The following is a 19850-nucleotide window of genomic DNA, read 5'->3' as shown; positions in this document are numbered from 1 at the left end:
CACTCGGGGGCGCTGTCTGGTCCTCACACCGGAGTGTGAGTTCGTCTGGTCTCGCTCCGCGCGGCTTGTCGGTGATCGAAACGGTCACGTCCAATTCGCGCGGAGCCTGGCGGGCTGAACTCCGCGTCCCGTGCGCCTGATCATCCAGCGTGCCGCCGGGGAGGGATTTCCTCGTCCATGGCGGCAGCGATGCGGGCATCGAGCCGTGGTGTCACCGGTTGGACCGCACGCAGCTCTCGACGGTGACGAAACGTGTGCGGGTCAACCGCTGTCAGTATCCCACACGTCCACGGTGCCCCGACCGACGCCGCACCGTGCGGGCGAACGAAACCGGCTCAGGTCCCCGATCGGATCGGGCAACCTGAGCCGGGGCTGCGGAAACGGGGCGGTCAGGGTCGTGCGAGCCGCGGGAACCAGAGCGCGATCTCCCGCTCGGCGGACTCGACCGAATCGGACCCGTGCACGAGATTCTGCTGACCGTCGAGGGCGTGGTCGCCGCGGATGGTGCCGGGAGCGGCCTTCTCGACGGGATCGGTGCCGCCCGCGATCTGGCGGAACGCGGCGATCGCCCGGTGTCCCTCGACGACGGCCGCGACCAGCGGGCCGGAGGTGATGAACTCGAGCAGGCCCGGGTAGAACGGCCGCTCGACGTGCTCGGCGTAGTGCTTGCCCGCCACATCCGCGTCGGCGGTGCGCATCTCCAGCGCGGCGACGGACAGACCCTTGCGTTCGACGCGCGCGAGAATGTCGCCGATCAGGTTGCGGGCAACGCCATCGGGCTTGATCAGTACCAGGGTGCGCTCAGTCACGAAAGGACAGAATAGTGGGTCAGTCCCGCTGCCCTGCCAGCAGTCCCCGCTCGATCCGCGCTTCGATGTCCTTGCGCAGGTACAGCAGGTACGCCCACACCGCGGCGAAGATCAGACCCATCACGCCGATCGCCGGGTGAATGAACCAGCCCGCGATCAGGCCGACCTGCAGGCCGAGGTCCAGACGCAAACCCCAGCGCCGGGACTGCACCCCGCACGCGAGGATCATCAGGACACCGAGCACGGTGAGGTACACGACCGCTCCGGTGCTGATGCCGGTGCCGAGCTTCGCGACCGCGGGGATCCCGAGGAAGACCACGATTGCCTCGAGGATCAGGGTGCCGGAGCAGACCCCGCGGAATCCCTTCCACGGGTCGGTGGTCGGGGGCTTGAACTGGGCAGGTTGATCGGGGGTGCTCACGCCGGGTCCTTTCCGAACAGGGTGCGGGCCTCGCCCGCGGTGACGACGGATCCGGTGACGACGACACCGGCGCCGGAGATGGCCTCGCCGGGTTCGGCGACCTCCTCGGCAAGCCCGATCGCCGTTTCGATCGCATCCGGCAGGGTCGGGGCAACGACCACCCGCTCGTCCCCGAACCGGGCGACCGCCAGGTCGGCGAGGTGCTCGACGTCCATCGCACGAGGGGAACCGTTGCGGGTGACCACAATCTCGTCGAAGACCGGTTCCAGCGCGGTGAGGATGCCGTCGGCGTCCTTGTCCCCCAATACCGCGACGACGCCGACGAGTTTGCGGAAGTCGAACTCGGCCGACAGCGCCGACGCGAGGGCGCGGGCCCCGTCCGGATTGTGCGCGGCATCGAGAAAGACGGTCGGCGCGTTGCGGACCCGCTCAAGCCTGCCCGGGTTCGTCAGCGACGCAAAGGCTTCCCGGATCGCGTCGGCGTCGAGCTGCCGGTCGGGACCCGCCCCGAAGAACGCCTCGACCGCGGCGAGGGCGAGCGCGGCGTTGCGGGCCTGATGTTCGCCGTGCATCGGCAGGAAGATGTCGGTGTACACCCCGCCGAGCCCCTGCAGTTCGAGTTGCTGCCCGCCGACCGCGATCTGCCGCGCAAGGACGGTGAACTCCGATCCCTCGCGGGCGACGGCCGCGTCCGCCTCCACCGCGCGGCGCAGCAGCACGTCCATCACCTCGGGTTCCTGCTGCGCGAGGATCGCGACGGTGTCCCGCGGCACCAGCGAGTCCGGCGCCTTCTTGATGATCCCGGCCTTCTCGGCGGCGATGCCTGCCAGGTCGGTGCCCAGATAGTCGGCGTGGTCGAGGCTGATCGGGGTGATCACCGCGACCTGGCCGTCGACGACATTCGTTGCGTCCCAGCGGCCCCCGAGCCCGACCTCGATGACGCCGACGTCGACGGGCGCCTCCGCGAACGCGGCGAACGCCATCGCGGTGAGCACCTCGAACTTGCTCATCGCCGGACCCCCGGCTGCCCGCGACTGGGTGTCGACCATCTCGATGTACGGCGCGAGCTCGCGGTAGGTGTCGACGTAGGTGCGCGGCGAGACCGGCGCGCCGTCGATGCTGATCCGCTCGGTCGCCAGCTGCAGGTGCGGGCTGGTGGTGCGGCCGACCCGGCGGTGCAGCCGAGTGAGCAGGGCGTCGATCATCCGGGTCACCGACGTCTTGCCGTTGGTGCCCGCGACGTGGATCGCCGGGTAGGCCTGCTGCGGGGACCCGAGCAGATCCATCAGCGCGGCGATCCGGGTCAGCGACGGCTCGATCTTCGTTTCGGGCCAACGCTTGTCGAGCTCGGCCTCGACCAGCGCCAGTTCCGCGAGGTCCACCGGGGACGGGGCCCCCTGCTCGTCGCTCACGCCCGACCCAACTCCTCGAGCCGCGCGGTGATGCGGGTGATCTCCTCCTGCGCCACCTGCTGACGTCCCTTGATCTTGTCGACGACCGCGTCCGGGGCCTTCGCGAGGAAGGCCTCGTTGCCGAGCTTCGCCGCGGTCCCGGCGAGCTCCTTCTCGGCCGCCGCGAGGTCCTTCTCGAGCCGCTTGCGTTCGGCGCCGAGATCGACGGCACCGGAGGTGTCGAGTTCGACGGTGACGGTGGCGCGGCTCAGCCGCACCTCGACCGACGCGGTCGCGGCGAAGCCGTCCGACGGCTCGGTGAGCTTCGCGAGCGACGACACCGACGCGAGCTGGGCCTCGATGTCGGCGTCCGCGGCGCCGGACAGCCGGGCCGCGACCTTCTGCGACGGCTTGAGTCCCTGGTCGCTGCGGAACCGGCGGATCTCGGTGACAAGCTTCTGCAGGTCGGCGATCCGGCGGGCGGAGTCCGCGTCGGTCGGGGTGCCGGTCGCGGCGGGCCAGGACGCGACGACGACCGACTCGCCGCCGGTGAGCACCTTCCACAGCGTCTCGGTGACGAACGGAATCACCGGGTGCAGCATCCGCAGCAGCGTGTCGAGGACGTTGCCGAGCACGGCCTTGGTGCCGTCTGCATGCGCGGAACCGTCCGCGACCTGCACCTTCGCCAGCTCGAGGTACCAGTCGCACACCTCGTCCCACGCGAAGTGGTACAGCGCCTCGCAGGCCTTGGAGAACTCGAACTTCTCGAACGCCTCGTCGACCTCGGCGCGGACCTGCTCGAGCCGGTCCAGGATCCAGCGGTCGGCGTCGGTGAGCTGCTCGCGGGCGGGCAGGTCGGCGACGACCGCGCCGTTCATCAGCGCGAACTTGGTGGCGTTGAACAGCTTGTTCGCGAAGTTGCGGGACGACTGCGCATGGTCCTCACCGACCGCGAGGTCGCTGCCCGGGTTGGCGCCGCGGGCCAGGGTGAAACGCAGCGCGTCCGCGCCGAACCGGTCCACCCAGTCCAGCGGGTCGATGCCGTTGCCGCGGGACTTCGACATCTTCTTGCCGAACTGGTCACGCACCAGGCCGTGCAGGAACAGGTCGGTGAACGGAACCTTGCCGCCTTGGACTGCATCGTCACCGGAGACGTAGGTGCCGAACATCATCATCCGGGCCACCCAGAAGAACAGGATGTCGTAGCCGGTGACGAGAACGCTGGTGGGATAGAACTTCTCGAGCTCGGGGGTCTGCTCCGGCCAGCCCATCGTGGAGAACGGCCACAGCCCGGACGAGAACCAGGTGTCGAGGACGTCCGGATCCTGCTCCCAACCCTCGGGCGCTGTCTCGTCGGGGCCGAAGCACGCCACCTCGCCGTCCGGGCCGTACCAGATCGGGATCCGGTGGCCCCACCACAGCTGCCGGGAGATGCACCAGTCGTGCATGTTGTCGACCCACGCGAACCAGCGCGGCTCCTGACTGGCCGGGTGGATGGTGGTCGCGCCGTCGCGGACCGCGTCGCCTGCGGCCTTCGCGAGCGCGTCCACCTTGACCCACCACTGCATCGACAACCGCGGCTCGATGGTCTCGCCGGACCGCTCGGAGTGGCCGACGCTGTGCAGGTACGGACGCTTCTCGGCGACGACGCGGCCCTGCTCAGCGAGGGCCTCGCGCACCTTGACGCGCGCCTCGAACCGGTCCATGCCGTCGAATTGCGTTCCGGTGTCCGCGATCCGACCCGCCTTGTCCATAATGGTCGGCATCGGCAGGTTGTGCCGCAGACCCATCTCGAAGTCGTTGGGGTCGTGCGCGGGGGTGATCTTGACGGCGCCGGTGCCGAACTCGGGGTCGACGTAGTCGTCGGCGATGATCGGGATCGCGCGGCCGGTGAACGGGTGCTCAAGGGTGGTGCCGACGAGATGCCGGTAGCGCTCGTCGTCGGGGTGCACGGCGACGGCGGTGTCGCCGAGCATCGTCTCGACGCGGGTGGTGGCGACGATGACGTGCGGCTCGGCGTCGTCGAGGGAACCGTAACGCAGCGAGACGAGTTCGCCCTCGACCTCCTCGAACTTGACCTCGATGTCGGAGATCGCGGTCTGCAGCACCGGCGACCAGTTGACGAGCCGCTCGGCGCGGTAGATCAGGCCGTCGTCGTACATCCGCTTGAAGATGGTCTGCACGGCACGGGACAGGCCCTCGTCCATCGTGAAGCGGTCGCGGGACCAGTCGACGCCGTCCCCGATGCGACGCATCTGACCCTGGATGGTGCCCCCGGATTCACGCTTCCAGTCCCACACCTTCTCGATGAAGGCCTCACGGCCGAGGTCCTCCTTCTTGGTGCCCGCGGCGGCGAGCTGCTTCTCGACGATGGTCTGCGTCGCGATGCCCGCGTGGTCCATGCCGGGCAGCCACAGCACCTCGAAGCCCTGCATCCGCTTGCGGCGGGTCAGCGCGTCCATCAGGGTGTGGTCGAGCGCGTGCCCCATGTGCAGGCTGCCGGTGACGTTCGGCGGTGGCAGCACGATGGAGTAGCCGGGCTTGTCGCTGGCGGCGTCGGCCTGGAAGTAGCCGGCCGCCACCCAGCCCTCGTACAACTGCTCCTCGACGGCGCTGGGGTCCCAGCTCTTCGGGAGGGCGTCTGCGGGGTTCTCGGGGTTCTGCGGCGCGGCACTGGTCACCTGCGCAATTCTAGAGAACGTCCCCTACCGTGGTTCCCGCCACATGGCCCACAGCGTGGGTCCGCCGTCGGGGATCACGATTTCCCGGGTCACCTCGAAGCCGAACCGCTGGTAGTACGGGACGTTCGACTCCTTGCTCGACTCCAGGTACGCGGGCGCGCGGTCGAGGTCGCACCGGTCGAGACGGGACCGCATCAGGGCCTGCCCGTGCCCGCCACCGCGGGCGGTCGGGTCGGTGCCGATGGTGCCGAGATACCAGTGCGGCCCGTCCGGGTGTGCGGCCTCGATCGTCGCGCCGACCGCGGCGGCGACCCCGGCCCGGCGCCCGAAGGCCCGCAGGATGGACGGGGCCATCACCAGTTGGGTCCACCGCGACTGCCGCCACCGATCGGGCGGATCCCACAGCGCCGCCCCGACGGCGCGGCCGTCGGCCGCGGCCACCTCAACGCCGCCGTGGGCCAGATGGTGGTGCCGGGTGAAGGCGGCGAACATCCGCGGCAGCCCGCGCCGCCGGTCCAGCGGGTCGGGCCACATCCACTGCATCACCGGGTCGTCATCGAACGCCCGACCGAGGACGCGGGCGAGTTCGGGAACGTCGGACCGGGTGGCGGGGTGCACGGTGGCCATGCCCGAGGCTATCCCGGAACCGGATCATTCGGTTGCCCCTACTCCGCCGATCGCAATGTCATTGCCTCTGCCTGCACCGACTGCCACCATGTCGCCATGGAGCCGCTGGAGATCACCGACCTGATCGCGGTTGCACCGGTGCGACGGGACGACGCCGCGACCCGGTTGCGGGCGTCGGGTCAGGAGCGTGCGGCCCGCCTGGTCGAGGCGCTTCCCGCGGTGGACGGCGTGCTCGACGCCGACCACTGCCGACGAGTGCTGCTCCGGATCCATGCCGAACTCCAACGGTTGGGCGAGGAGTTGCAGGTGCCGCGCCGGGTGGCCGACGAGATCAGGCTCATCACCCCGCGGCACACGGTGCGGCGGATCGTCGACGTCGGCTGCGGCACCGGGTACATCCTGCGCGGCCTCGCCCGTTCCGGCGCCCTCCCCGGTGTGGAACTGGTCGCCACCGACTTCAATGCCGACCTCGTCGACAGGGGACGCACGCTCGCCCGCCTCGACGACTGCGCCGTCCGCTTCGAGGTAGCCGACGCACTCGACCTGGCGACGGACGGCGTGCCGACCGTGGTGATCTCGACCGGCTTCCTGCACCACCTCGACCGCGCGCAGGTCCGCGAGTTCCTGGCCCGTCACGAGACCCCCACAATCGTCGGCTTCCTCCACTACGACCCGGAGCCAGGGTGGCTGACCAACCTGGGTTCCTGGGTCTTCCACCGCAGCCGGATGCGCGAACCCATCTCCCGGCACGACGGCAATCTGTCGATGCGGCGGGCGCACCCGACCGACTTCCTGCTGGGCGCTGCCACGGCGGCCGCGCCGTCGTTCGACGTCTCCTGCCGCGGTGGGCAGAGCCTGCACGGAGTGTGGCGCCCGCTGATCGGGGTGCGCGGGGCGGACGGGTGAACGTCGCGGCGCTGACGGTCCTGACGATCGCCCTGCTCGACGGCGCGTTCGCGGGCTATCGGGCGGCGCAGGGCCGGACGGGTCGACTCGCCACCCTGCGGCGCGACACCCTGGCGCAGGCGAGGGGTGTCGCGGTATGGGCGGCCCTGGCGGCTGGCCCCCTGGCGATCGGTCTGCTCGTTGTCCCGCGGGAGGTCCGCCGGACCGCGGCCGAGGCGCTGGCGGCGGCCCTGACACCGTTCGCCCTGGTCACACTCGTCGCCATCGCGACCTGGTGCGTCCTGCCGTGGCGGACCAGGTATCTGGCGATGGCGGTCGTGTTGGGGCCGATGACGTTGCTGCGCCCGGCGATCTGCGTGGCCGGCGCCGTTGCCGTGTGGATCGGGACCGGCGATCCGACCGCCACCGCCGCGGCTGGCGTGGCCGGGGGTGCACAGCTACTGGTGGAACCTGCGGTGGGACACCTCTGGTACACCAAAAACCCGGTGGCCGGCAGGGGCACGGTCGGGGTGTGATGGCGGCATGCACGTGTACGAGTACGCCGCCCACGATGCGGTCGGCCTGGCCACACTGATCCGGCAAGGGGACGTGACGGCGGCCGAGGTCGAGGCCGCGGCGCGGCGCGCGCTGGACGCGGTGAACCCGGACCTGAACGCGCTGACCCTGCCGGTGTTCGACCCGGCACCCGACGCCGACCCGTCGGGGCCGCTGGCCGGGGTGCCGATGGTCGTCAAGGACAGCGGCCCCGTCGTCCGGGGGATCCCGTTCACCCTTGGCAGCCGCGCCCTCCGCGGCGCCGTCGCTGGCTGCGATCTGGAGGTGATGCGCCGGTTCCGGGCCGCCGGGTTGGTCGCGCTCGGTCAGAGCACGGCACCGGAGCTGGGACTGAACTTCGCGACGGAATCCCGACGCTACGGGGCGACCCGCAACCCGTGGAACCTCGATCGCGGGGTCGGCGGGTCGAGCGGCGGGTCCGCGGCGTTGGTCGCGGCGGGCGCGGTGCCGATCGGGCACGGCAACGACGGCGCCGGGTCGCTGCGGGTCCCCGCGTCGTGCTGCGGGCTGGTCGGGCTCAAACCGAGCCGGGGCCGGGTGCCGGTCGGGCCGTCCGGTTCGAGCGGATCCTCGGGTGGTGGGGTGACCGGGGAGGTGGGGTTCGGCCAGGTGTACGAGTTCGGCCTGACCCGCACGGTCCGGGACTGCGCGGCCCTACTGGACGCGGTCAGCGGGCCGATCATCGGGGAGAAGTACGCCGCCGCTCCCCCGGCCGTGCCGTATCCGACGTCGCTGTCGACCGACCCCGGTCGGCTGCGGGTCGCGGTGTCCACCCTGGCCGGCGTGCCCGTCGACGCGCAGGTCGCGGACGCCGCAATCACCGCGGCGCGCGTCCTCGAGTGGATCGGGCACGACATCACCGAGGCAGCGCCCGCGGTATGCGAGGACGACGTCGTGGAGGCGTGCCTGCTCACCGCGTACTCGACGGGTGCGGCGATGCTGCGGGCCCCGATCCGACCGAATCCCGATCTGCTGGAGTCGGTGTCGCGGGTGGTTCTGCAGGAGGCCGCGGCCGCGCGGATGCCGGACGTCGCCGCCGCGATCGACGCCCAGGGCCGCGTCACCCGCGCGGTCGGGGACTTCTTCGCTCGCCACGATCTGCTGGTGACGCCAACGGTGGCACAGTTGCCGCCGCCGCACGGCACCCTCGACTACGACGCCGCGGGGCACACCGTCCGGTCGTGGATTCGGCGGATCCTCGAGTTCGGCCCGTTCACGGCCGCCTACAACGTGTCCGGCAATCCGGCGATCAGCCTGCCGCTGGCGCAGAGCCGGGAGGGGCTGCCGATCGGGGTGCAGCTCGTCGCCGCACCCGGCCGCGAGGACCTGCTACTTGCCGTCGCCGCCCAGCTTGAGCAGGCGGTGCCGTGGCGTGACCGGGTCCCGCCGCTGTCCGCGGATGGGTAGGGCGTGTCTCCTAATCCGTCTCGGCGCCGAAATGGGGAGTGGGAGACATGCCCTAGAGGTCAGCGCAGGCCGTGCCTGCGGGCGACGATCCGCTCGACCAGCCCGCGCGGCGCGATCCGGCGCAGCGCGAACACCATCGGGGCGTTGGAGCCGACGGCATACAGCGGTCGCGGCCGCTTGGCGTCGATCGCCGTCAGCACGGTCCGCGCGACCGTGTCCGCGCTGATCCCGGACCGTTCGTTGGCGTCGAGATGCTCGATCATCGTGCGGTAGTCGGCGGTGTACGGCGAGTCATCGGCGAGATAGTGGGTGCGCCGTTCGCCGATGCCGGTGGCGATCGAGCCGGGCTCGACGGTGGTGATCGCGACCCCGAACGGGGACACCTCGCGACGTGCGGCGGTCGCGAAGCCCTTGATCGCGGCCTTCGTCGCAACGTACGAGGATCGGTGTGCGAGTGGGAAACTCGCGAGCATCGACCCGACCATCACGACCCGGCCGGAGTGGCGGGCCCGCATGCCGGGCAGCAGCAGCTGGGTCAGCCGCACCGCGCCAAACACGTTGGTGCGGAACAGCCGTTCGATCGCGTCCATCGGCAGTTCCTCGAGCGGACCGCTCTGGCTCTCCCCCGCATTGTTGACGAGAACGTCGACGGCGCCCGCCGCGGCAGCGCAGGCGGCGATGGACGCCTCGTCGGTGAGGTCGAGCGGCAGGTATCGGACGCCGGGGATTGGGTTCGTGATCGCATCCGGGTTGCGGCTGGTGCCGTACACCGTCCACCCGCGTCCGGCGAGGGCCCCCGCGACCGCCGCCCCGATCCCCGACGACGCGCCCGTCACCAGTGCCGTCCGTGCACCCGACCCGCCCATGCCGCACCCTCCCTCGACGTAATTCCTCGACGACCGTAGTGCACGACACGCGCACCGCGGGCGAGTCACGCCGCCGACACCACGGACGCGGGAGCATGTGTCCGTGACGTCGTGGATACAGGTGCTGGTGGCAATGGCCGAGGGTCCGACCGCACCGGTTCACGGTGTCGTCCGGGTTGTCGATCCGGAACGGACGCCCGAACTCGTCAGCTGGGCGAGTGCCGGTGCACCCCCGGTGTTCGTGGGGCTGGGCGGCGACGAGGTCCGGCTGTGGCGGGACGGTCCGCGTACCCGGATCGACACCCGCACCGGCGAGCCGCTGTTCATTTGCGACGGCGACACCGCGTGGCGGTTCGAGCACGACGAACCACCGCTGCGCGCCGATGCGCGCCGGGTCCACTACCTCGGCCCCGGCCGCGAGTTGGCGGTGACCCGGCCCGCGACGGACTGGCTCGGTAATGACTTCACCCGACCGACCGGCCCGGTCGTCGACACCGAGTTCCTCGGCCGCCGCTGCTGGGAGGTCGAACTCGCGCCCCCACCGCGCAAGCCTGCGCCGATCCGGTTGATCGTGGACGCGGAGACCGGCGCGGTCCTGCAGCAGCGCAACGACGCGGCCGGGCTCGCCGGGCTGCAGCAGGTGCTGCACCCCGGCGAGCACCCCCGCCGGTGACTACTGCTTCGGGATCGCCGGATGCCCCTCGGACGCCTGCACGACGACGAATCCGCTGCCGGTCAGGCCCAACTGGTACGCCTCCCCCGACCCGCGTCCGACGACGGCGCCGAGCTTCGCGGTCTTGCGGATGGTGGACTGCAGCCCGGTCGACCACATCACCGCGCTCTGCATGTCGACGTGGGTCGGCACGTCGACGTTCAGCACCACCGGGGTGCCGTAGGCGGTGATCGCGAGGACCCCGTGACCGCTGAATGTGGTGTTGAACAGTCCGCCGCTGAGCATCGACGCGCCCTCGACACGGTTGATGTCCCAGCCCAGGGTGGACTCGAACGCGAGGACGTTGCCGCCGTTGACGGTCACCGACTCGCCCTCGAGTTCGAACAGGAAGATCTCGTCGGCGTCGGCCGCGAGAAACACGTCGCCGCTGCCGGACACCTGCATCAGCGACATGCCCTCGCCGGTGAGTGCCTTCTTGAAGAACTTCCCGATGCCGCCGCTGCCCTGGTACGCGAAGTCCACCTCACCCTGGTAGGCCACCATCGACCCCTGTCTGGCCAGGAAGTGCCCGCCGGTGCCCCGCAGGTCCACCTTGAGCATCCGCTTGTTCTGCAGCATGAATGTGCCTGGCGTCCCGCTGCGTTCGGTGTTGGTGAACAGATCGCTGCGCACAAGGGTCCTTCCGTTCGGGTGGTCAGCCGCCGAGCAGCGGAGCGATGCGCGGCGGAATGTCGTTCAGAGCGTATGGCAGCGACAGCACCGTGCTCCACGTCATCGCCTCGGCGGCCGCGTCGTCGAGGATGATGACGCGGCCCCCCTCCACGACGGGCAGACCCGCGTAGACGGGTGTCGCCGCGAGCTCAGCACGGAGCTTGTCGCCGAAGCCGCCGCCGGCATACCAGACGAGCAGGTCCGTGTCGGCGAGGGTCAACTGTTCGGTACTGATCGGGGCGAAGTTGGTGCCGGTGATCTGTTGGGTGACAGGAGGATTCACGAAACCGAGTTCGGTGAAGAACCGCACCTTCGGGTCCTCGGGGCCGTAGACCCCGAACTGGCCGGGCCCCTTCAGCGCACCGACGATCACCGTCCTGCCCGCAAATTCCGGGTGCGCGGCCGCGACGTCGGTGAACTGCTGCTGCACGGCGTTGACGAGGTCGTCGGCCTGCGCCGACCGGCCGAGGGCCTTGCCGATGGTCCGGGTCTGGATCTGCCAAGGCACCCCGAAGTCGGCGAACTCCGCGGGCTGCCCGACGGTCGGCGCGAGGGCGGACAGCGTGTCGTGCTCGTTCTGCGTCAGCCCGGAATAGGTGCCGAGGACCAGGTCCGGGTCGGTGGCCGCCACCGCCTCGATGTCCAGCCCGGCGCCCGCGGTGCCGATCACGGCCGGGTGCGCGCCGCCGAGGCGGTCATGCGCCCACGGCCAGGTGGCGTCGGGCTGATTGCCGTACCAGTCGAACACCCCGACCGGGACGACCCCGAGCGCAAGGATCGCGTCGTGGTCATTGTAGCCGACGCTGACCACCCGCCGCGGGTCGTCGGCGACGACCACCCGGCCATACTTGTCGCCGAGGGTGGCGCCCGTCGAGCCACTCGGCTGGGCGTCTCCGCTGCCGCACCCGGTGGCGACGGCCAGCGCGACGCCGGAGGCCCCGATCAGGAACCCGCGACGGGTCAGACGATCCATGTTCTCCACCCTCATGCTCACGGAAAGAAGGTGAGGCTATCCCAATTTGCGACACCCGTGTGCGGTGTTGCCTATCGGTCCGCTCCCGATCGCGCCACTATGGACACATGACTCGCAAAGCCCCGGCACAGGACATCGACGAATCCCAGGTCGCGGTCAGCCCCCCGAAGGACCACGCCGCGGGGGTCAAGGCCGTCGTGGTGTCAATGGAGCGAGCCGTCGAGCAGATGGGGGTGGCGCGCACCGCCCAGACGTTGACCCGGCTGAACCAGCGGCACGGCTTCGACTGCCCCGGCTGCGCGTGGCCGGAGACGCCCGGGCACCGCAAGCCAGCCGAGTTCTGCGAGAACGGCGCGAAGGCGGTCGCGGAGGAGGCGACGCTGCGGACCGTCACCCCGGAGTTCTTCGCCGCGCACCCGCTGGCCGAACTGGCGGAGAAGACCGACTACTGGCTGGGTCAACAGGGCCGGATCACCCATCCGATGGTGCTGCGGGAGGGGGCGAGCCACTACACCCCGATCGACTGGGACGAGGCCTACCGGCTGATCGCCGACACGTTGACCGCGCTCGCCACGCCGGATGAGGCCGTCTTCTACACCTCGGGCCGCACCAGCAACGAGGCCGCATTCCTGTACCAGTTGATGATCCGCAGCTTCGGCACCAACAACATGCCGGACTGCTCGAACATGTGCCACGAGTCGTCGGGCAGTGCGCTGACCGAGTCGATCGGCATCGGCAAGGGCTCGGTGACCGTCCCCGACCTCGAGTACGCGGACCTGATCCTGATCGCGGGCCAGAACCCGGGCACCAACCATCCGCGCATGCTGTCGACGCTGGAAGCGGCAAAGGGCAACGGCGCGAAGATCATCGCGATCAACCCACTGCCCGAGGCCGGACTGCTGGGGTTCAAGGATCCGCAGAAGGTCGGCGGCGTGATCGGCAAGGGCGTCGAGATCGCCGACGAATTCCTGCAGATCCGACTCGGCGGCGACATGGCGCTGTTCCGCGGATTGGCGCGGCTGCTGTTCGAGGCGGACGACGCCGCGCCGGGCACGGTGCTGGATCGGGACTTCATTGCCGAGCACTGCGCGGGATTCGAGGAGTACGAGCGAGCGGCCCGCGCCGTCGATCTCGACACCGTCCTCGACGCGACCGGACTGACCAGCACCCAGCTGCGGGACACGGCGGACGCGTTGATCCGTTCCCGGCGGACGATCGCGTGCTGGGCGATGGGGCTGACCCAGCAGACGCACGGCGTCGCGACGATCCAGGAGATCACGAACCTGCTGCTGATGCGCGGCATGATGGGCAAGCCGGGCGCCGGTGTCTGCCCGGTCCGCGGGCACTCGAACGTGCAGGGCGACCGGACGATGGGCATCTGGGAGCGGATGCCCGACAGCTTCCTCGACGCGCTCGACCGCGAGTTCGGCATCACCAGCCCCCGCAAGCACGGCCTCGACACCGTCGACGCGATCCGCGCGATGCGGGACGACCACGCCCGGGTGTTCATGGCGATGGGCGGCAACTTCCTTCGCGCCACCCCGGACACGGCCGCCACCGAGGATGCGCTGCGCCGCTGCCGATTGACGGTGCAGGTGTCCACGAAGCTGAACCGCTCGCACGTGGTCACCGGCGCCACCGCGCTGATCCTGCCGACCCTGGGCCGCACCGACAAGGACATCCAGGCAGGCGGCAAACAGCTGGTGTCCGTAGAGGATTCGATGTCGATGGTGCATCTGTCCCGCGGCAGCCTGACGCCGGTCAGCGAGCACCTGCGCAGCGAGGTGGCGATCATCTGCGACCTGGCACGCGAACTGCTCGGCGCCGAACACAGCGTGCCCTGGCTGGCGCTGTCCGCCGACTACGACCGGATCCGGGACGCCATCGCCCGGGTGGTGCCCGGGTGCGAGAACTACAACGAGCGGGTCCGCCGCCCGGACGGCTTCCAGCTGCCGCATCCGCCGCGGGATCGGCGCGAGTTCCCCACCACCACCGGGAAGGCGAACTTCGTCACCGGCGAGCTGCAGTGGGTGCCGACACCCCCCGGCCGGCTGATCCTGCAGACGCTGCGCAGCCACGACCAGTACAACACCACGATCTACGGCCTCGACGACCGGTATCGCGGCGTCAAGGGTGGGCGCCGGGTGATCTTCGTGTCCGCCGCGGACCTGGTCGAGTTGGGGCTGATCGACGGATCCCGGGTGGACATCGTCTCGGAGTGGACGGCAGCCGACGGCACCGTCGAGGAGCGGCGGGTGTCGGACTTCCGGGTGGTCGAGTACTCCACACCGAAGGGCAACGCCGCCGCCTACTACCCGGAGACCAATCCGCTGATCCCGCTCGATCACGTTGCCGCCAAGTCGAACACGCCGGTCTCGAAGGCCGTGGTGGTGCGGTTGGAGCCGGTCGGCTGATGGGTCGGGTCACCGCGAGGCGGCCGGTGCTGCGGATCGGACCGTCCGGCACCGTCCGGCGCCCGGACAGCCTCGCCGTCGAGGAGCCCCTGGAGATCCGGATGGGCGGCCGATCGCTGACCGTCACCATGCGCACCCCCGGACACGACGTCGACCTGGTGCATGGATTCCTGCTCGGCGAGGGGATCATTCGGTCCGCCGACGACGTCACGATGATCCGGTACTGCGACGGGGTCGACTCCGACGGCGCGAACACGTACAACGTCCTCGACGTCGCACTGACCGCCGGAACACCGGAACCTGTTGTTGCCCAGCGGAACTTCCTGAGCACCTCGGCCTGCGGGGTGTGCGGGAAGGCGTCGCTCGATGCGGTCCGGGTGCGGGCGCCATACGACCTCACCGCGTCGACGCTGACGGTGCCCGCGACGGTGCTCGCCGCCCTCCCGGACACGATGCGCGCCCGGCAGCGGGTGTTCGACTCCACCGGCGGCCTGCACGCGGCCGGGCTGTTCACCGCCGACGGCGCCCTGCTCGCGCTGCGGGAGGATGTCGGCCGACACAACGCCGTCGACAAGGTCCTCGGCTGGGCAGTCACCGAGGGTCGGGTGCCGCTGTCGGGGACGATCCTCGCGGTCAGCGGCCGCGCCTCGTTCGAGCTGGTGCAGAAGGCCGTGGTGGCCGGGGTACCGATGCTCGCCGCGGTCTCCGCGCCGTCGTCCCTGGCGGTCGACCTCGCCGCCGAGTCCGGTCTCACGCTGGTGGGGTTCCTCCGCGGCGAGACAATGAACGTCTACGCCGGGGCGCAGCGGATCGCCGTGCCGTAGGGCGCCCGCCGGTCACGAACGGGCGGTTGCCGGACCATCGCCCAAGAGGCGTGTCCAGTAACCGCCCGTTCGACGCGATCACATGGTCAATTCCAGCTGGGCGTCCAGGTCGTCGTCGGACGACGGGATCGCCTTCGGCCCGAGTCCGTTCGCGGACATAAAGGCGATCAGCCGCTCAAGCAGCTCGTGACCATTCCGCAACTGCGTCAGCCGCGACGACTTCTCGTCCGAGAAGGGCTCCAGCCTGCGGATCTCGGCGTTGATCTGGTTGTCCCGGTCCGTGATGCGGACCCACAGCGCCTCGTCGTGCGGGAGATTCAGCTGCGTCAGCGCGTACTCGGCTGCGACCTGCGCGACCAGGGTCCGCGGATCGTCCTCCGCCTGGTTCGTCGAGCCAACCGTCGCCGCCACCGTCGCCATCATGGCACCGGTGGATGCCAACCCCCCGACTGCCGCAATCCCGCCCACCATGCCGCCCGGGCCGAAACCGGCGAGCGCTCCAACGATCGCCGCACCGCCCGCGACTCCGACCGGAGCGGCCACCATCAGGCCGATCGGGGCGGCGGCCACGAGTACGAGTCCCGCCGCCGCGATAAGCCACCGACTCTTGGTCGCATCGGCGAACTTGTTTCGGAGGCTCTTCGGTTCCAGTGCACTGCGCCGAACCTCGACAATCGCTTTCCGCACGACGACACCGAAGTGACTGTTCAGTCCGAGGTCCATGGCAATGTTCGGCAGCGCATCGAGCGGCGCGTCACCGCAATCAATTTCGTACGGTGCCGTGCTGTTCGCCGTTGCAAGCACGGCCATGTGCCGCACGGACTCGGCCTCGGACCACCGCAGCGGAATGGACGGCATCCGCCCCTCGGCCAGGGTCAGCCATTCCGCGGGCACCGGACGGCGGTCCTCGATCATCTGGCGGGCCACCGCGACGTCAGCATCGCGAAGAAGCTGGGCCGCATCGCCGAATCGCTGCTTGACCTCTGGGTCGGCGATCTTCAGCGCCACCTGACGGTTGAACTGCATTACCAGCAGTCGTAGCGCGTCGCCGTCACCGAGATGAGCGGCTACCGCCGAATCGCCACGGTAGGTCGGGTCGGGCGTTGGCCACACGGCCTGGCCGATCAATCCTGCGATCGATTCGTGCCGAAGGTATCTCACACTGTCATGGGCGCCCGCCGCGACGACCTTGGCCGGGCCGAGATCGTCGAGACGGACCAGGAAGTCCTGCGCGGCGGGGAAGAGCCAGGCGAGGCCGCGCCCCATCGTGACCGGATCCCAGGGGCAGAAGAAGTTTGACCAGTCATCGACGCGCGAGTACGGGAACTTCTTGAGGAGCCGCTCGGCACCCTTGTGCAATGCCTTGGAATGCGCGGGACTACCGATCGTGACGAAGCGCCGCACGTGAACACGATCCGGCAAATGATCGAGAAGGTCGAGCGCGATCACACTGCCGAGGCTGTGCGCGACGAGCACCACGTCACCATGCAGTCCGTCGAGGTCCTTGAGGATCCGCGTCATAACGGCGCCGCGGACACCGTCGCGCTCCACGTAGTTCTGAACGGCCTTCAATGGACCCGGGGCGACCTTGACAACGCCAGCGGCTCCGCCCTTCGCCACCGGGTCGGCCACCTTGCCGAACCCGTATGTACCCATCGTCGGATCCTTCTGCAGCTGCCGCTGAATCCAGGCCTGACGCTGCTCGTAGCGACGGCGACACTGACTGTCGTCCTTCGACTTATAGGTGACCCCGGGCAGCGACTCGTTGCTGCCCTTGTCCATCAGCAGGTCGTCGTACCTCGGCGCCACCACATCGCCGTGGTCGAGCGAGCCGAATCCACGGTGGTACAGCCCGGTGTTCAGTGCCGTCAGCCATGCCCGGTCCGGGTCACCGTCACCGACGCCGTGGAGAAAAACAACCTTCGGTGTGGACATCGTGTTCCCTTCGAGCTGATCCAGAGCCGCTGCTGCACGCGGATTCTGACACAGGAGCGCCCCCCTCCGGCCAGGTAACGCAGCGCTGTCGTTCGAACGGTCCACCCCACACAGACCCGGCCCGCCAAAACTCAGGTGCACAGGGGTTGCCCTGCACGCACAGGGCCAATCGACACAGAAGACGGGTGTGCACGGTCGATTACCCGTGTGCGCACCCCACCTGACGATCTGCGACACTCGGGGCGTGACTCAACCGGGCTACGACGCGCTCGCCGATCTGTACTCCGAAACGTTTCCGTCCGCCTATCAGACGGCCCTCGAGCGGCACACGATCGCGGCCTTCGCCGAACTCGTCGGCGACGGGCCCGCGGAGGGTGTCGTGGTGGATGTGGGGTGCGGACTCGGTGGCATCACCGCCGACCTCACCGCACGCGGTCTCGAGGTGATCGGCGTCGACCCGAGCCGCGGCATGCTCGACATCGCCCGCCGCGACCACCCGCACCTCGAGTTCGCCTGCGACGACGCGTTACTCGGATCGGTGGACTTCGACGGCAGGCCGGTCCGCGCGATCCTGGCACGGTACAGCCTGATTCACGTCCCACCGGCGGATGTCCCGGCGGTGCTGGCTCGATGGGCCGCACTGACGGGTCCCGGTGCACTCGTCGCGGTCGCCGGTCAGAGCACCGATACGCCCGGCGAGATCGTCGAGTTCGATCACGTCGTCCGCCGGGCCTGGCGGTGGCACCCGGATGCGCTGGCCCGGGCACTGGCCGACGCGGGCTTCGACGAGGAGTGGCGGATGACGAGCCGACCGGATGTGCTGCACCGGTTCCCGGACGTCCACCTCGTCGCCCGCCGCCGCCCGTAACCACCCCGGACGGCGGCGGACCGGGTCAGTTGCCGCGCCGGATCCACTCCTCCAGGTGCGGCGACTCGGCGCCGAGGGTCGTGCCGTCCCCGTGCCCGGTGTGCACCCGCGTCTCCGGCGGCAGCGCGAACAGCCTGTCGCGGATCGACCCGATGATCGTCGGGAAATCCGAGTACGAGCGCCCCGTCGCACCGGGACCGCCCGCGAACAGGGTGTCGCCGGTGAACAACTCCCCCGCCTCCGGCAGGTACAGGCACGTCGACCCCGGCGAGTGACCTGGCGTCGCGATGGCCTGGATATCGGTGCCCGCCAACGTGATCCGCTGTCCGTCCTCCAGCGTCCCGTGCGCGACGCCGGGGTGCGTCATCTCCCACAGCATGTTGTCGGCGGGGCTAAGGAGGATCGGTGCGTCCAGCCGCTCGGACAGTTCGGGGGCGACGGTGATGTGATCGTTGTGCCCGTGTGTACACACGATCGCGACGACCTTCCGGCCCGCGACCGCATCGACGATCGGCTGGGCGGTGTGCGCGGCGTCCACGATCACGACCTCGGAGTCGTCCCCGATCAGCCAGATGTTGTTGTCCACATCCCAGCTGCCGCCGTCGAGTTCGAACGTCCCCGACGTGACGACGCGGTCCACCCGGAACCCGTTCCCCGTCGCTGCGCTCGCCTCGCGCGTCACAGCACGACCACCGAACGCAGCACCTCACCGCGGTGCATCGACTCGAACGCCGCCTCGACCTCGTCGAGCGCGATCCGTTCGGTGACGAACTTCTCCAGCGGCAGTCGTCCCTGCCGGTACAGGTCGACGAGCATCGGGAAGTCCCGCTCGGGCAGGCAGTCGCCGTACCACGACGACTTCAGCGCGCCGCCGCGGGAGAAGAAGTCCACCAGCGGCATCTCCAGGGTCATGTCCGGGGTCGGGACCCCGACGAGAACCACGGTGCCTGCCAGGTCCCGCGCGTAGAACGCCTGCTTCCACGTCTCCGGGCGGCCGACGGCGTCGATGACCACGTCCGCACCGAATCCGCCGGTGAGGTCCTGCACGGCCTCGACGACGTCGAACTCGGTCGCGTTCAGCGTGTGGGTGGCGCCGAGGTCCCGCGCCCACTCCAGCTTCTTGGCGTCGCGGTCGATCGCGATGATCGTGTTCGCGCCCGCGAGCCGCGCGCCCATGATCGCGGCGTCACCGACGCCGCCGCAGCCGATGACGGCGACCGAGTCGCCGCGGCCGACATTGCCGGTGTTCATCGCCGCGCCCATGCCCGCCATGACGCCGCAGCCGAGGAGGCCAACGACGGCGGGGTCGGCGGCGGGATCCACCTTGGTGCACTGGCCTGCGTGCACGAGCGTCTTGTCGGCGAAGGCACCGATCCCCAACGCCGGGGTCAGCTCGGTGCCGTCCTCGAGGGTCATCTTCTGCGTCGCGTTGAACGTGTCGAAGCAATACTGCGGGCGGCCCCGCTTGCAGGCACGGCACTGCCCGCACACGGCCCGCCAGTTCAGCACGACGAAGTCGCCGACGGCGACGGAATCGACACCCTCGCCGACGCTTTCGACGACACCCGCCGCCTCGTGGCCGAGCAGGAACGGGTACTCGTCGTTGATGCCGCCGTCCCGGTAGGTGAGGTCGGTGTGGCAGACGCCGCATGCGGCGACGGCGACGACGACCTCGCCGGGGCCGGGGTCGGGGACGGTGATCGGGACGATCTCCACCGGGGCGCCCTTCGAGCGCGCGATCACACCTCGTACCTGCTGCGGCATTTGCCTGATCTCCTCACATGTCCGG

At 69.9% G+C, this 19850-nt stretch carries 18 protein-coding genes; 7 read left to right on the top strand and 11 right to left on the bottom strand.

Translation table 11 applies throughout. The annotated features are described in order from the left end of the window. Window positions 1–389: 389 nt before the first annotated feature. Genes ndk through ACFWPA_RS14595 form a run of 5 tightly spaced genes read right to left on the bottom strand, consistent with a single transcriptional unit; the run spans window position 390 to window position 5929 of the window. Window positions 390–809, bottom strand: a complete 420-nt coding sequence (gene ndk, locus ACFWPA_RS14615; RefSeq protein WP_378570685.1) for a nucleoside-diphosphate kinase — start codon at window positions 807–809, stop codon at window positions 390–392. Between the two features lie 19 nt (window positions 810–828). Further along, window positions 829–1230, bottom strand: coding sequence for a DUF4233 domain-containing protein (locus ACFWPA_RS14610; RefSeq protein ID WP_378570683.1), 402 nt, complete (start codon window positions 1228–1230; stop codon window positions 829–831). Then, complete coding sequence (locus ACFWPA_RS14605) at window positions 1227–2642, bottom strand: bifunctional folylpolyglutamate synthase/dihydrofolate synthase (RefSeq protein WP_378570681.1); 1416 nt, start codon at window positions 2640–2642, stop codon at window positions 1227–1229. The genes ACFWPA_RS14610 and ACFWPA_RS14605 overlap by 4 nt, the downstream gene beginning before the upstream one ends. Next, window positions 2639–5302 (bottom strand): valine--tRNA ligase, encoded by a 2664-nt coding sequence (locus ACFWPA_RS14600; protein ID WP_378570679.1) that lies wholly within the window; start codon window positions 5300–5302, stop codon window positions 2639–2641. Before ACFWPA_RS14600 ends, ACFWPA_RS14605 begins: the two co-directional genes overlap by 4 nt. 24 nt (window positions 5303–5326) lie before the next feature. Beyond that, window positions 5327–5929, bottom strand: coding sequence for a GNAT family N-acetyltransferase (locus ACFWPA_RS14595; RefSeq protein WP_378570677.1), 603 nt, complete (start codon window positions 5927–5929; stop codon window positions 5327–5329). 96 nt (window positions 5930–6025) lie between these two features. Between ACFWPA_RS14595 and ACFWPA_RS14590 the strand changes: the two genes are divergently transcribed. Genes ACFWPA_RS14590 through ACFWPA_RS14580 form a run of 3 tightly spaced genes read left to right on the top strand, consistent with a single transcriptional unit; the run spans window position 6026 to window position 8797 of the window. Then, complete coding sequence (locus tag ACFWPA_RS14590; RefSeq protein ID WP_378506497.1) at window positions 6026–6835, top strand: class I SAM-dependent methyltransferase; 810 nt, start codon at window positions 6026–6028, stop codon at window positions 6833–6835. Continuing rightward, entirely contained in the window at window positions 6832–7350 is a 519-nt protein-coding gene (locus ACFWPA_RS14585; RefSeq protein ID WP_378570675.1) for a hypothetical protein, read from the top strand. The genes ACFWPA_RS14590 and ACFWPA_RS14585 overlap by 4 nt, the downstream gene beginning before the upstream one ends. Before the next feature lie 7 nt (window positions 7351–7357). Continuing rightward, window positions 7358–8797 (top strand): amidase, encoded by a 1440-nt coding sequence (locus ACFWPA_RS14580; protein WP_378570673.1) that lies wholly within the window; start codon window positions 7358–7360, stop codon window positions 8795–8797. Window positions 8798–8856: 59 nt separating this feature from the next. On the opposite strand, the gene ACFWPA_RS14575 is transcribed toward ACFWPA_RS14580, so the two are convergent. Further along, on the bottom strand, window positions 8857–9663 hold the full coding sequence (locus ACFWPA_RS14575) for an SDR family NAD(P)-dependent oxidoreductase (protein WP_378570671.1): 807 nt from the start codon (window positions 9661–9663) through the stop codon (window positions 8857–8859). Window positions 9664–9766: 103 nt separating this feature from the next. Between ACFWPA_RS14575 and ACFWPA_RS14570 the strand changes: the two genes are divergently transcribed. Then, complete coding sequence (locus ACFWPA_RS14570; RefSeq protein WP_378570669.1) at window positions 9767–10336, top strand: hypothetical protein; 570 nt, start codon at window positions 9767–9769, stop codon at window positions 10334–10336. On the opposite strand, the gene ACFWPA_RS14565 is transcribed toward ACFWPA_RS14570, so the two are convergent. Further along, a complete protein-coding gene (locus ACFWPA_RS14565; protein ID WP_378506493.1) occupies window positions 10337–11008 on the bottom strand; it encodes an AIM24 family protein in 672 nt (223 codons plus the stop codon). Window positions 11009–11030: 22 nt separating this feature from the next. Next, window positions 11031–12035, bottom strand: a complete 1005-nt coding sequence (locus ACFWPA_RS14560) for an ABC transporter substrate-binding protein (RefSeq protein WP_378570698.1) — start codon at window positions 12033–12035, stop codon at window positions 11031–11033. Window positions 12036–12127: 92 nt separating this feature from the next. Here ACFWPA_RS14560 and ACFWPA_RS14555 point away from each other — a divergent pair, with 92 nt between their 5' ends. Both ACFWPA_RS14555 and fdhD read left to right on the top strand, forming a co-directional pair. Beyond that, window positions 12128–14434 (top strand): FdhF/YdeP family oxidoreductase, encoded by a 2307-nt coding sequence (locus ACFWPA_RS14555; protein WP_378570667.1) that lies wholly within the window; start codon window positions 12128–12130, stop codon window positions 14432–14434. Continuing rightward, entirely contained in the window at window positions 14434–15258 is an 825-nt protein-coding gene (gene fdhD, locus ACFWPA_RS14550; RefSeq protein WP_378570665.1) for a formate dehydrogenase accessory sulfurtransferase FdhD, read from the top strand. The genes ACFWPA_RS14555 and fdhD overlap by 1 nt, the downstream gene beginning before the upstream one ends. A gap of 78 nt (window positions 15259–15336) precedes the next feature. Here the strand turns inward: fdhD and ACFWPA_RS14545 are convergent, their stop codons facing one another. Further along, window positions 15337–17193, bottom strand: a complete 1857-nt coding sequence (locus ACFWPA_RS14545) for a hypothetical protein (RefSeq protein ID WP_378570663.1) — start codon at window positions 17191–17193, stop codon at window positions 15337–15339. A gap of 244 nt (window positions 17194–17437) precedes the next feature. Here ACFWPA_RS14545 and ACFWPA_RS14540 point away from each other — a divergent pair, with 244 nt between their 5' ends. Continuing rightward, window positions 17438–18061 (top strand): class I SAM-dependent methyltransferase, encoded by a 624-nt coding sequence (locus tag ACFWPA_RS14540; protein WP_378570661.1) that lies wholly within the window; start codon window positions 17438–17440, stop codon window positions 18059–18061. Window positions 18062–18086: 25 nt separating this feature from the next. Here ACFWPA_RS14540 and ACFWPA_RS14535 read toward each other — a convergent pair whose 3' ends face one another. Together ACFWPA_RS14535 and ACFWPA_RS14530 are read right to left on the bottom strand one after the other, a co-directional pair. Then, window positions 18087–18743, bottom strand: a complete 657-nt coding sequence (locus tag ACFWPA_RS14535) for an MBL fold metallo-hydrolase (RefSeq protein WP_378570659.1) — start codon at window positions 18741–18743, stop codon at window positions 18087–18089. Continuing rightward, complete coding sequence (locus tag ACFWPA_RS14530) at window positions 18740–19825, bottom strand: S-(hydroxymethyl)mycothiol dehydrogenase (RefSeq protein WP_378506487.1); 1086 nt, start codon at window positions 19823–19825, stop codon at window positions 18740–18742. The genes ACFWPA_RS14535 and ACFWPA_RS14530 overlap by 4 nt, the downstream gene beginning before the upstream one ends. Window positions 19826–19850 lie beyond the last annotated feature (25 nt).

It is taken from the genome of Rhodococcus sp. NPDC058505, from assembly GCF_042720095.1.
Classification (GTDB): domain Bacteria; phylum Actinomycetota; class Actinomycetes; order Mycobacteriales; family Mycobacteriaceae; genus Rhodococcus_G.
Note: the sequence above shows the minus strand (reverse complement) of the source record. Positions and strands in the feature narration are given on the sequence as shown.

What these genes read in the sequence shown, in the direction of transcription:
- ACFWPA_RS14560 (WP_378570698.1), bottom strand. Translation starts at nt 12,035, where the DNA reads ATGAGGGTGGAGAACATGGATCGTCTGACCCGTCGCGGGTTCCTGATC.
- ACFWPA_RS14555 (WP_378570667.1), top strand. Translation starts at nt 12,128, where the DNA reads ATGACTCGCAAAGCCCCGGCACAGGACATCGACGAATCCCAGGTCGCG.
- ACFWPA_RS14580 (WP_378570673.1), top strand. Translation starts at nt 7,358, where the DNA reads ATGCACGTGTACGAGTACGCCGCCCACGATGCGGTCGGCCTGGCCACA.
- ACFWPA_RS14595 (WP_378570677.1), bottom strand. Translation starts at nt 5,929, where the DNA reads ATGGCCACCGTGCACCCCGCCACCCGGTCCGACGTTCCCGAACTCGCC.
- ACFWPA_RS14545 (WP_378570663.1), bottom strand. Translation starts at nt 17,193, where the DNA reads ATGTCCACACCGAAGGTTGTTTTTCTCCACGGCGTCGGTGACGGTGAC.
- ACFWPA_RS14590 (WP_378506497.1), top strand. Translation starts at nt 6,026, where the DNA reads ATGGAGCCGCTGGAGATCACCGACCTGATCGCGGTTGCACCGGTGCGA.
- ACFWPA_RS14575 (WP_378570671.1), bottom strand. Translation starts at nt 9,663, where the DNA reads ATGGGCGGGTCGGGTGCACGGACGGCACTGGTGACGGGCGCGTCGTCG.
- fdhD (WP_378570665.1), top strand. Translation starts at nt 14,434, where the DNA reads ATGGGTCGGGTCACCGCGAGGCGGCCGGTGCTGCGGATCGGACCGTCC.
- ACFWPA_RS14530 (WP_378506487.1), bottom strand. Translation starts at nt 19,825, where the DNA reads ATGCCGCAGCAGGTACGAGGTGTGATCGCGCGCTCGAAGGGCGCCCCG.